The organism is Aequorivita viscosa (assembly GCF_900106795.1).
Classification (GTDB): Bacteria; Bacteroidota; Bacteroidia; order Flavobacteriales; family Flavobacteriaceae; genus Aequorivita; species Aequorivita viscosa.
In genome coordinates, this window is sequence record NZ_FNNS01000034.1 from 9,803 (window position 1) to 23,020 (window position 13,218).

Genomic DNA, 13,218 nt, shown 5'->3' on the forward strand with positions numbered 1-13,218 from the left:
AAAGCCCGTGTCATAGTAGTCCAGTTTCCAGTTCCCCACTGCTCAATAGAGGTGATTTTCTCTTTACTGCCAAAATTGTTAAAAAAAATAGCAGGGAATTCTCCCGTAATAGAAACCGTATATGTGCCAGCCGTGGCATACGTATGGGTAGCATCACCCGTTTGAGGGGTAGAAGTACTCCCATCGCCCCAATCTACCGTATAGTTGTATCCTGAAACATTTGGATTTGTAGGGATGGTAATGCTTTCATTGGCATTGGTGGTTTGCCAAGTGGTAATGAAGGCGTCGGTGTTACTAGCGCAATTTGGGTCTAAACCGCCATCGGTAACGGTCCAGTTATTCGGTGCGTTTGTTAATATATCTCTGGCGGCCGTTGCGCAATAGGTGTTATATCCTGCGTGAAAATCTACATTTGGTTGCAATGTTTGTGTGCTCCAACCATTTAATAAGGCATCATAATTTGCAGTGGATAGAGTTACTCCGTCAAACATTCTATCCATATCCGTAACATTTTCAACATTCCAGCTACTTACATCGCCATTGAAAGCAGAAGCATGCAAAAACATATACTTCATATTAGTTACGTTGGCTACATTCCAATTACTTACATCGCCATTAAACGCAAGGGCAGCAAGAAACATATAGCTCATGTCAGTTGCGTTGGCTACATTCCAATTGCTTACATCGCCATTAAAAGCAGAAGCTTCCCAAAATATTCCCATCATACTAATCACGTTTTCAACATTCCAGTTGCTTACATTGCCATTAAAAACAGTTGCATCGCGAAACATCATTCTCATATCAGTTACCGAACTTAGGTTTGGTGCATCTGTATAACTACCCTGTAAATTAACACATCCCTGAAATGCCCGGCTCATTGATTTCCATGTTCCTGTTCCCCACTGATCAATAGAAATAATTTTATTTTTATTATTGCTGTAAAAAAAACAGATAGATGGGAATTCTCCAGTGATAGAAACCGTATGTGTGCCAGGCGTAGCATACGTATGGGTAGCATCACCCGTTTGAGCGGTAGAAGTATTGCCATCGCCCCAATCTACGGTATAGTTGTAGCCTGAAAGAGCTGGATTTGTGGGGATGGTAATGCTTTCATTGGCGTTGGTGGTTTGCCAAGTAGTGATAAAGGCTGCTCCTGTACAATCCAAATTATCTCCCGTAAATGTCCATCCATCATTATCTATCATATTTTGGCGAGCTAATTCTCCATTACAATAATTTAAACCTGTTGCTCCTAAAGTAACATTGGGTTTTAGATTTAAAGCATTCCACCCATTTAAGGTAGAATCATAATTAGTTGTAGACAAATTTGAATCTGTGAACATATTTGTCATATTTATCACATTACTTACATCCCAATTTCCAAGTGAAAAATCAAAGGATCCTGCCCTGTTGAACATATTGTTCATATTAGTTACGCTACTAACATCCCAACCACTAATGTCTTGATTAAAGACGCTTTTAAAAAACATATGCTCCATATTAGTTACATTACTAACATTCCAACTACTAATGTCTTGATTAAACATATTGTGAATTTCAGGAATATCTGCTCCTAACATATAGCTCATATCTGTTACATTACTAACATCCCAACCACTAATGTTTGAAATCGTTCCGGTAATATCATAAAACATATAGCTCATGTCTGTAATGGTGCTTACATCCCAGCTGGCTAAATTTCCAATATAAGCACTAGTATCACGAAACATTTCCGAAGCATTTGTAACATTTGATAGATCTGGAACATCCGTAGCATTATAATTCATAAACACGCAGTTACTAAACATTGCCTCCATACTTGTCCACGCATTATTTCCCCATTGCTCAATAGACCTCAGTTTAAATGCATCGCTATTGGCATTCATATAAAAATGAGGAAACAACCCCGTAATTTCCACTCTATATTTATCACTAGAAGTAACACCTGAAATTAAGTAATCTCCGGTTAGGTTAGTCGCAGATCCATCTCCAACCCCTGCATTATCAAGATTTGTCCAAGTTACATTATAATTATAAGGACCGCTCGCAGGGTTGGTTGGTATTGTATAGCTACTCCCTTTCCAAGTGGTGATAAAGGCATCGGCTGGTTGTGATACAGGACATATAGAAATGTCTATATTTGAGCACTCATCACCACCATCGCCATCCAATACAAGAAGTACGGGTTCGCCAGCAGTCAAAGTAGCTTGAAATGTGCTTGTGGTTCCAGCCTGAAGAAATCCGCACCCCTTTGAAGTATACGGGCCTCCACAGGTACCGCTTAGTAACCCAGCCTGAAGCCCAGAATTATAAGGGCTACAGGTGCTTAATACGGCTGTAACCTCGTGAGGGCCCGAAACAGTAGGAGTGTAGGTATACCATACGGTGTTTTCTACCGAAAGTGTGCAAATACTCATTGGGTCAAATGAATCTTCAGAACCTAAATCTGCTGTCGAACCTATGTTATTCCCACTTTTTACTAAACAAGAAGTTAGCACGGTTGGGGATGCACAGGAATCACTTTGTGCAATACCATTTAGAGCCATTGACCATACTAAAAATAAAAAGTATATATTTTTCATAATCGCTAATTTTTGCTGATTTTTTATCGGAAATTTGTTTAATAATGCAAGTTATGTTGAATTAAATAAATTTACGGAAAACAAGTCGTTTTGTGAAGTAATACCCTTTTTTTGTGAAGTATGGGTGTTTTTTTACGTTTAAATTGAATTTATGCTAAATTATCTGTTGCTGTTTAAAAACTGATTCTTCACTATTTTCGAATAAACAAGGCTGACTTTTCATCTTTAACTTTTATTTTTACGTATTACAAGCCTTTTTGAGATATGTTTGCTAAAATTGAGATATCTGTATGAATTATTGGTTATATGGGGGCTTATGGGTGTGGGTGATGTGGTTTTATGAGTGGTTGTTTGAAAAAGTATTACTTGTTTTTTAGTTGTTCCTGGTGCCAATAAAATTGAATAAACCAATCAAGCTGAAAGTAGATTCGTATTTTAAACTTGAGATTAATTACTCTTAACCATAGTGCTAAGCTTCACGCGAAACGGGATAAACAGTTTAATTTATATCATAGAAATCAGTAAAAAAATCAGCATATTGAATATTCAGAATTATTGAAATTAATAATCCACATATTGTTTTTCGCCATTGGCTTTTCTTGCATTTCGCAAAATGAGTTAGTGCAAACGAATTTGGAAAACAGCTATCCGATAGAAACATCGGAAGATTTCAATAAACTTCGACCGCAAATTCAGCAGCTGGCATCTCATAAAGAAGAAGATTTTTACTGGTCTACTAAACTTCTTAATACGCTGAAAAGTGCGAAAACTTGGGCTGAAAATCAGGGAAGCGAAACACAAGAACTTTTATCACAGTATTATTTGTTGATATATTACGACAACCGATTAAAAGATGACCTTGTTGTTTCTATTGGTGAAAAATTACTGATACAGCCAGAGTTTTTGGAGCTGCCTGAAAGTGTTTATGCGCTTTTGGCTATTAATTCTAGTTATCGGCGCAAAGGATATTACCAACAACAACTTAACATCCTGAACCTTCTGATTGAACAAAATGAGAAATTCAATTACTTGGTTTGGCCTAAAACCTACGGGTATTTTAATGAGTTAGCCCTTATTTATTATAATTTGGGACAGTACACACTTGCCCGTAACAATTATAAAAAGCAAGCAGACGTGTTTCTAAAGGCTGACAATTTTTTTCGAGCCAGCAGTATGTTCAATAATATTGGATTAACCTTTGCAAAGCAGGAAAAACCCGATAGTGCGCTTATTTTTTACAGAAAAGCAATTCAAATTTTGGGTCGAAACGATCTTAAAGACCACTATTTTTCCGAAGAATATATAAATCATTTTAAGAATGTAGTTGCATCGAATATCGTTAAAGTTGATATAGAAGGCGCAGGTTTTAACAAGAAGGAACAAGCGTTTAAAAATGAATTGGCTTCAAGCAAAGCTGTAAAGGAACCCAATACCGCAGCCCAAGTTTATCAAAATCTTTCTGAGCTGTATTATCATAACAATATGCTTGTATTAGCCCAAGCATACACGGATAGCACTTTAGCTTTTGAAAAATTTTTTCGAAACCCTGCCAATCGTAAAAATGCTTATTTATTAAAGGCGAAAATAAGCTTGGCACAAGAGGAGAATGAAAAGGCGCTAAATTATTTTGAGCAAAGTTTAGCTTTAATCGATTCGTTAAACAAAGCCAAGGATGAAAAAAGCTACGCTGAGGCAACGGCAAAATTCAATTTTGTTAAAACAGGGGAGGCATTAGAAAAAAATAAAAAACTGCTTCAACAAAAAGAAGAAGCTAATTTTATTCAACTTGTTTTTCTATGTATAGTAATATTGTTGGGATTCATTATTGGCTTTATGCTCTATAAGGCTATAAAAGCAAACAAAATTATTGCCAATCAAAAAGATGCACTTCAAAAAGGTTTAAATGAAAAGGGGATTATGCTAGATGAAATTCACCATCGAATTAAAAATAATTTACAAGTAGTGTCCGGTATTTTGGAGTTGCAACGTGGTAAAATTGACTCTAAAAAGCACGCAAAAATCTATGAGGAATCTCAAGCCTATTTGCAAAGTATGTCTATGATTCACGAACTGCTTTATGAACAGGAAGGGGTTTCAAAACTCGATATGCAAGCCTACTTAAAAAAGCTAGGCCATTTGCTTATAGATAGTTATCCAAATATCGATATTGGTTACAATGTTTCGGCTCCTACAGTGCAGTTAGATGTAAAAAAAGCAACTCCTTTAGCATTGATTATCTGTGAATTGATAACAAATTCGCTTAAACACGCTTTTGATGAAACAGGGACAATAGATATAACCCTTTCTAAGAACAAAGGTATATATATCCTAGACTATTCAGATAGTGGAAGTGGTTTTAATAACATCAATAATTCAAACTATTACAATACGGGGCTCAATTTGATTATTATGCTTGTAGAAGATCTTGATGGCACTGTAAAGTTTACGAATAATAACGGATTTAACTGCAACATAACCTTTACAGATTAATATGGAAAATCAAAATTTTTACATTGTAGAAGATATGGGAGTAACGCGGGCAGCACTGGTTTCAGTATTGCAGCGCGCGGGTTACCAATATGTAGGAAGCGCTTCTGCTGCCGAAAATGCTTGGCTAGAAATTCCACAAAAAAATGTGACAGTGGTGATTATAGATGTCAATTTAAAAGGTGCTAAAGACGGTATTTGGTTGGCTAAAAAAATAAGAGAATCTCTGAATTGTGCCATCGTTTTCTTGACGGCTTATGGCAGTGATGCAATGTTAGAGGAAATTCATAGTACAGACCCCGACGGGTATATAATGAAGCCATTCAATAATCCCACATTAATATCATCTGTAAAAATGGCTTGCAGAAATCTTCAGAAGCGAAACAAAGAGAAGAATCCCGTAAAAGTCATTCCTACGATTATCAAATCTAGAAGTGGGTTAGTGAAAATCAATAAAGCCGATTTGGTTTACCTCAAGTCTGAAGGAAACTACGTTCACTTAAAAACAGCTTCAATAACACATGAAGTACGTGGAAAATTAGATGAGGTTTTAAAAATGTTGGATTATGAAAATCTATACCGAATTCATAGAAGGTACGCCGTGAATGTTGAAAAAATTAAGGCTATAGATAGAAACTCAATCTTAGTTTCAATAAACAAAGAATTACCTGTTTCAAAATCGTTTAATTACGAAGAGTTGATTAAAAGACTAAACTTAGATTTAAAGTAAAATAGGGGTCAGGTATTTTACTGTTGACTTATTTTCAGACTGGCTAAAGTAGCATCTTTATCAGTCTTGTTTTCTTCAAAATCACTGCTCCGTATTTTCACGCAAAGTCGCAAAGTTTTTCGTTAAGGCCACAAAGGGTTATTTATTCTCTTTTGATTTCGCTTTGGATTTGGATTTCATCTTCAACTACATCTTCAAAAAAAAGAGGGCTCCACAATTGGAACCCTCTCTTCAAACAAACCACCTAATAAAACTAATCTATTAGAACATTCAGAGTTTTACTCCTTCAATTCTTTTATCCGCTTTCGTAAACCAATACAGACTCCAGCAATGAGGCCAATACTCAGGAAACCGTCAATAGGGGCATCTGGGATATTTGGATCTCCTCCAGGTAATCCTATCTGGGCGGTTGCGGTTATACTTCTAATAAGCATTAGACCGGTAAATAGTAATAAGGCTTTTTTATTAATGGTGCTATTGCTTACCTTCATATTATTTATTTTAGTTTTCATATTAATTCTGTTTTAAAGATTCTTATTCTTTTATCAATCTGTAAGTATAAGTCTCTCCACCGTGCTTTAACGTAACTAAGTAAACACCAGACGCAATATTATCGCCCATTGGAACAGATACTGTATTTGCTCGGCAGTCTAACGTTTGCTCGTAAATGCTTCTTCCAGCTACGTCGCTGATGCTAACTGACAATTGCTCTCCGTTTAACTTTGGTGCATTGATGTAGAATGTATCTCCGTTCAATGGGTTAGGGTAGAGGCGGATGCCTGAAAGTAGGTTGTTATCATCAACTCCTAAACGCTGCTCTGTATAGATTGAGAAACGATCGGTAGCAATGCTCATCGGTTCATTAGCATCAACTTTAAAGTTGTAGCTATTTTCTCCAGCTTCTAAAAGGAGACGTGTACCTGTAAAGTGATCTGCAAGGTAGAAGTCATTAGCTTCTAATCCATCAACTACTACTTTCAATGTGTATTCAGCTTTCGTATAGCCAGCACTGTACAATGTGTATTCGTCGCCTGCTTCTGGCATTTCTCTATGCTCAATACTCAAGTAAGTTCCGTTGTTGTTTACACCTAAGTTTTCGTAAAAGTTCATCGGCTTTGTAGCATCAGCAGCAGTAATTCTGTTGTCGTTGCCCTCTGCAAATACAATTCCGAAGCTATCGTGTACTGGACCTCCATTGTTGAAGTTCTCAGTTGTATATAGCTGAACGGTTAGCATATCGTTTGCAGCCATAGGGTTAGCGCTAGTCGAAGTGTACATTCCAGGAGCTTTAGCACTCTCGTTAAACACTACTGTTGCAGGACCAGTTACTTTAAGCTGTGCGGCTTGACCTGGTTGTAAATATTGATTAGCACTAGAACCAGCTGTGTTCGATCCATCAGATAGATCTACGGTTACATACGATCCGTAAGTCCCGAGACTTGGGTCATAAACGTAGTAGAATCCTGGAGCAACATTAGTTGAAGCAGCAAATACACTGTTTATGTCAACAGCACTCTGATAAGGATTTCCGAACATAACAAAGTTGTTTGCAGATGCATCAGCAAAGCTTTGTGTGTTGGTACCTGTAACTAATGAACCAGTACCACGAAGCACCGTTGAGCTAGATACATTGTCGGATGGATCAGTCAGATCAATGCTTCTATCTCCACGAACAAACAATAAATAGCCTTCACCTGCTGTCAAAGTGTTTACATTGGTATTACCAATAGCCTCAAACTGCTGTGTTGCAACATTAACCGTAAACATTGATGCATTACCTGTAGCTGTAGCGTCAAAACCGTTCATTTGGTCAGTAGTAGTTCCTGTAATATGGGTTCCAAAACCTGGAGCTGGGTTATCTGAACTACTAGTAGCACCTTCTTGCCAGTTGTCGTGGATAGAAGAGGTTGTGGTTACTGCGCTACTTACCATTCTGTATGAACGCTTGTTTTTCATATAACGCTCTACGGTAACATTCCCTGAAATATTTGAAGTTCCTGATACCTCAGCAAGCTCTCCGTTTCCAGAATCACTACTTGCAAATACAAGGTTTCCATCATTAATAATGTCACCACCCAAAGTAAGTACATTGTTAATTTCTAAAGTAGCACCAGACATAATAGTAAGGTTGTTTACTCCAGTATTTGCAGTAAGACTTGTTGTACCGTTTATTACATAAATGTCATCTGCTGTCGTAGCAACACCACTTGGGTTTTGAGGACTCCAAGTACCGTTTTCATAAACAAAACCGTCATATCCATCATCGTGTACTTCAATACCGAAAGTACCTGTGCTTGAACCATAACCATCAACTTGGATGTAATAGGTGTTCCCAGGAGTTAAGCCAGTCATTGTAGCTATAGATCTCCAATTATGACCAGTAGTTCCTCCTCCATCTTGATCACAGGCAATTTCTGCACCTAGGGTTAATAGGTCTGCACAATCTGTAGGAGCTTCATAAATAGTGACTTCAGTGTCATTCAAAGATCCACCCGCGATATCCGTAGTCACTGTTGCGTTTCCACTAAGTGGAGCTTCAAAGCTAAACCATACAGACATAATAGTACCATAAGCACAACTACCTTGTGGTTCGTTAGCTTGTGCAGTTGCGCCAACATTCGTATAAGCATCTCCAGCTGAACTTGCGCCCAAGGTTAAAGGTAAAGCATCACAAAGATCGTCATTAACTAAAGCTGAAGGCGTAGTAAAACTAAGTGGTCCTACGTATTCACTCAATCCAGGTTCACAGTTAGCGCGAACATATAAATCGTATTGTGTGTTAGCGTTTAATCCAGAAATCTGACCACCAGGTGAATTCGCATTTAACAAGCTAATTTCGTTGCTATCGCCTGGAGTATAACCAGGTGTTCCATAAGAAACAACCCATCTGGACTCAGTACCACCTGCAGTCCAATTTATAATAACTGAAGTTGCAGTTACCTGTACTAAATTAAGATTTGTAGGAGCAGCACAAGCTGGTGCTGGCACAAGGTTGATAGTATAATCTTCTACTTCTCCAATGTTAATATTCTCACACGGTGCAGGTATTCCTGGAGAATTACTCAACGAAACACGCATTCTAGTAGTTATAGGGTTTACATCAGAAGGTAGAGTGAAGGAACCAGTAGCTACTACATTAGCCGTAGTTGCTATTGAAAAAACCCTTTCTGTAGCTTCAAATGTGCCGTTGTTGTTGTAGTCTATCCAAACAGCGTAATATGCAGGATAATCAGCATCAGAACCAGTGGTCAAGGAAATGGTGTATGTTGCACCAGCGGCTAAATCTGTACTTATATTTGTAAAATCAGAGTATCCACTTTCCGTTGAAGTATTGTTGATAGTATTTAAACTTACATTACTAATATGGAAGTTTGCAAGTGGATAATTTGCATAAGAATCACAATACGTTACTTCCACAGAATTAGTAGTGAAGGAAACCGCAGCTGAATATTCAGAAGGTGTTCCGTCTGTACACTTGCTTCTCACTTCAACTTCATATTCAGTTTCAGGATTAAGCCCTGTTACATCGTAGGTATTCGTTGCAATATCAAGTACATCAGACCAAGTAGAAGAAGCTACTTCACGGTATCTAAGGTCATAAGTCATCTCTGTAATTGACGTCCAAGTCACTGTCGCCGTTTCTTCAGCAACGTTAGTTACTGCAACATCCTGAGGTACTAAAGCAGTGCAAGTAGCCTCCAAAAGCACAATCGTATAGTCTTCAACTTCTCCATTAACAATCGAGTCACACGGACCTGGCACTGTTTGTCCTGATGTCATAGAAACACGCATGGTTGTGGATAGTGGGTTACTATCTGCAGGAATTATGATGGAGCCTGTTGCAACTTCAACTGAACCTCCAGTGTACTCAAACACTTTTTCGGCTGCATCAAAAACGCCATTGTTATTATAATCTATCCAAACGCCATAAGAAGTCCAGTAATTTCCATCAGCAGAAGGAGTTAACGAAATTGTGTATGCTTCACCAGCAGTTAGCTCCGTACTAATATTTGTGAAATCAGAGTAAGTGCTTTCCGCTGAAGTATTGTTTATGGTATTTAAAGTTACATTACTTAAATAGTAATCACCTCTTGCAACACTACTAGAAGAGTCGCAATAAGTCACTACCATAGTAGTCGTAGTAAAAGAAATTGCAGTTGAATAATCTGAAGGTGTTCCGTCTAAACATTTACTTCTCACTTCAACTTCGTATTCAGTTTCAGGATTAAGTCCTGATACTTCGTATGAATTTGTTGAAATATCAAGTACATCAGACCAAGTAGAAGTGGCAACTTCACGATATCTTAGATCGTATGTCATCTCTGGGATTAACGTCCAAGTTACTGTTGCTGAATCATCGTTTATATTACTAGCACTAACATTTTGAGGTGTTTGAGCAATACAAGGTTCTGCTGTTTGAAGATTTATAGCATAGTCCTCAACTTCACCAAGGGATATTTCACCACAAGGATTTGATATTGCTGAATAGCTCAGTATAACACGCATGGTAGTTGTTGACGGATTCACATCCGAAGGTACAGTGAAGGAACCTGAAGCTACATTGTTAGCGACACCTTGGGTAGTGAATACTCTTTCAGATGTATTAAATACGCCATTGTTATTATAATCTATCCACACATTATAATAAGTTCTGTAGTTAGCATCTGCGCCAGTAGTAAGTGCAATAGTATAGGTTTCACCAGCGGTTAATGTTGTGCTTATATTTGTGAAATCTGAATAGGTACTTTCAGTTGAGGTATTGTTTATTGTATTTAAAGTCACATTACTTATATGATAATCTGATCTTGCCGATGAAGAGAAAGAAGCACAATAATCTAGTCCAGCAGTAGTGAAATTAAGCGTATTTGAGTAGTTTGAAGGTGTTCCCGATACACATTTACTTCTTACTTCCACTTCATATTCGGTGAAAGTGTTAAGTCCGGTAATTTCATAAGTATTAGAAGTAATGTCCGACACAGATGTCCAGGTCGAAACTCCTACTTTACGGTATCTCAAATCGTAGGTTGCTCCAGGAATTGGTGTCCAAGCAATAGTAGCGGTTTCTCCTTGAACCTCGAGAGTGTTAACTGCTTGTGGTACAGATGCAGTTGAGCAATCTACTTGTATTCCAGTAACAATAAGACTAAAAGCTTGACTTCCTCCAACTAAGGTTCCCTTGTGACTAATAGTTACAGTATATGTGCCGGAAGCATTGGCAACTTCAATGCGCTCGAACGGATCAACGTGGTTGTCTCCACTGTTGCTATTTGTTGTAGCAGAAGTGAGTCGCCATGGGTAGAAAGTAGTTCCGTTTTTTGAAACACGGATATCCAAATCATTCACTAGCGTTGGTGTAGGAGAGTTTAAAATATTGTTTATTTCTCCTTGTCTATCTGTCCAAGAGACGGAAGCAATTAAATCGTTAACGCCATCGGCATCCACTTGTAGTGTGATAGTTTGTCCTTGTGAGATTAGCATCTCGTACATAAGCGCACTAGTTCCATTTTGCGTTATGGTTTCTGCAGCACGTTTTGAGTTTAAAAGTCCCCATCCAAATCGAGCATCAGGCCCCACAGGTCCAGCATCGTCTGCAGTATGTAAAGCAAGTCCTTTTAAAGTAGCAGCTTTCATAAAATTGCTGTTCACTTTATTATAATGCTCTTGCAATAATAATAAAGAACCCGCAACATTTGGCGAAGCCATAGAAGTTCCAGTTTTAGTATCGTAGGCATTATTAGAAGTTTCAACAGTAGAATACACAAAATATCCATTTCCAGAAATGTCTGGTTTGATTCGTAGGTCGTCCGTTGGGCCTTGACTACTAGAAGAAGTAATGGCTACTGAAACTAAGTTTCCGTTACTATCTATAACTGCATCCTGGCTATTTGCCACAATCAGGTTGTTTTTTGCTGTTTGCCTATTGGTTAACATATCATAACCTGGCGCAAGGGGATGACCGTTAAAGTGGGTGTTATTTCCATCGTTTCCTGCTGCAACAACCATTAAATAATAAGGTGCGTTAAACATCAGGTTATCCCAAACTCGTGATAGATATTGATAAGATCCGAATAGTCTATCGTCTGAAACATTTTGAGCGTAAGTACCATAGGAATGGTTTGAAATTAACATTCCATTTGCTGCTTCTGTTGTTGCTTCAGCTAAGTCATCATTCCATTTATAGGCTTTTACGTTTGAACGTGGAGCCATCCCTTTAGCTTGGGGTTCAACACCCGAAGCACCTATTGTACCAGCAACGTGTGCAGCATGAGAGTTTAGTTGTAGACCGCCTTCTTCTGAGCTGTCCATAATTGAGAAGCGGTTAGTACCACCAGGTCCATCATACTCTTGATGCGTTGCTCGAGGATGTCCTCCATCCCAAACATAGGCAGTCATATTTTGGCCTTCGAGGTTGTAGCCTGTAGAACCACCAATGTTAAGGTGGTTTGTTCGTGTCGAATTTGCTGCATCGGCATTATAAGTGGTATTATAGAGAAGGGTGCCGTCTGGAAGAACTTCCTGCAACTCAACATACGAACCTTCTTTTGTCGTATAGGCAACAGGAATGTTCCTGGCTTTTGCAAATTCAATTGCTGCTTTTTTCTTCTTTGTCGACTCTTCTAGAGATTTGGCAGCAAGATCTCGAAGATACGCCTGGTCATACGACGCAGTGATTTTTTTAGCTTGTTCTGGTGTTTGAGCTGATGCTAAAGTGCTGAAAAACATCAGGTTCAAAACCAAGAATCTTGTAGCTACGAGGTGTAGTTTTTTCATAATTCCGTGGTTTATTAAGTGAATTACAAAACTGATGTTTATATAAAAGTATAATCTAGGGGATAACCCTATTTAACTTTTGATTCGCATAAACAGGAGGTTTTTGAAGTTTTAAATCGTCATGCTTTTTCTTGAAGTTATAATTTCTCTCTAGGGCGCAAAGTATTTTTTGTCGTGAGTCTAAATGTCGTGGTGTAAATCGTCAAACTTCATCTTCATCCTCATCCATCTGTCTAGTCCTAAATAACCGATACAGATTATTAAAGGATTAAATTTATTAATTAAAGCTGAACAATGACGTCATTGTTCAGCTTTTTTGATTTGTATTGTTTTCTTTTCAATTTATTCTGTTCGTGCATTTGTCTTGGTGTCAACATGTGATTGGAAAAATGAGGTCTTACATTATTGTATGTTTTTATTGCTGCTACAATAAGTTGTCGCTTTAAACTAAAATCCTTGACGTTTTTTGCTATGTCAAATTCTTGTTTCAAAATTCCATTTATCCGCTCTGCGATTGCATTTTCGTAAGGATCGTATTTTTCAGTCATGCTTGGGGTGATCCCATTATCGTCCAATAATTTTTGATAGTCATTTGAGCAATATTGCAATCCCCTGTCAGAGTGGTGTATTAATGGGTACTCTCTTTGT

The 13,218-nt window shown here is 37.9% G+C and carries 6 protein-coding genes; 2 read left to right on the plus strand and 4 right to left on the minus strand.

The window, feature by feature from the left end; genetic code table 11:
* On the minus strand, positions 1–2,582 hold a 2,582-nt coding region (locus BLW28_RS14470), incomplete at its 3' end, for a BspA family leucine-rich repeat surface protein (RefSeq protein ID WP_143036904.1).
* 555 nt (positions 2,583–3,137) lie between these two features.
* Between BLW28_RS14470 and BLW28_RS14475 the strand changes: the two genes are divergently transcribed.
* Both BLW28_RS14475 and BLW28_RS14480 read left to right on the plus strand, forming a co-directional pair.
* Positions 3,138–5,072 (plus strand): tetratricopeptide repeat-containing sensor histidine kinase, encoded by a 1,935-nt coding sequence (locus BLW28_RS14475; RefSeq protein WP_143036905.1) that lies wholly within the window; start codon positions 3,138–3,140, stop codon positions 5,070–5,072.
* Between the two features lies 1 nt (position 5,073).
* Entirely contained in the window at positions 5,074–5,799 is a 726-nt protein-coding gene (locus BLW28_RS14480) for a LytR/AlgR family response regulator transcription factor (protein WP_073221774.1), read from the plus strand.
* 278 nt (positions 5,800–6,077) lie between these two features.
* On the opposite strand, the gene BLW28_RS14485 is transcribed toward BLW28_RS14480, so the two are convergent.
* The 3 genes from BLW28_RS14485 to BLW28_RS14495 all read right to left on the minus strand — a co-directional run.
* Positions 6,078–6,311: a hypothetical protein gene (locus BLW28_RS14485; protein WP_073221772.1), complete on the minus strand. Its 234-nt coding sequence runs from the start codon at positions 6,309–6,311 to the stop codon at positions 6,078–6,080.
* Between the two features lie 22 nt (positions 6,312–6,333).
* Positions 6,334–12,570 carry a GEVED domain-containing protein gene (locus BLW28_RS14490; protein WP_073221769.1) on the minus strand — a complete coding sequence of 2,079 codons (6,237 nt, stop codon included), beginning with the start codon at positions 12,568–12,570 and terminating at the stop codon, positions 6,334–6,336.
* Between the two features lie 281 nt (positions 12,571–12,851).
* The coding region (locus tag BLW28_RS14495; RefSeq protein ID WP_143036840.1) for an integrase core domain-containing protein at positions 12,852–13,218 on the minus strand (367 nt) is incomplete at its 5' end.

Coding starts and splice junctions, on each gene's coding strand:
- BLW28_RS14480 (WP_073221774.1), top strand. CDS start 5,074: ATGGAAAATCAAAATTTTTACATTGTAGAAGATATGGGAGTAACGCGG.
- BLW28_RS14485 (WP_073221772.1), bottom strand. CDS start 6,311: ATGAAAACTAAAATAAATAATATGAAGGTAAGCAATAGCACCATTAAT.
- BLW28_RS14490 (WP_073221769.1), bottom strand. CDS start 12,570: ATGAAAAAACTACACCTCGTAGCTACAAGATTCTTGGTTTTGAACCTG.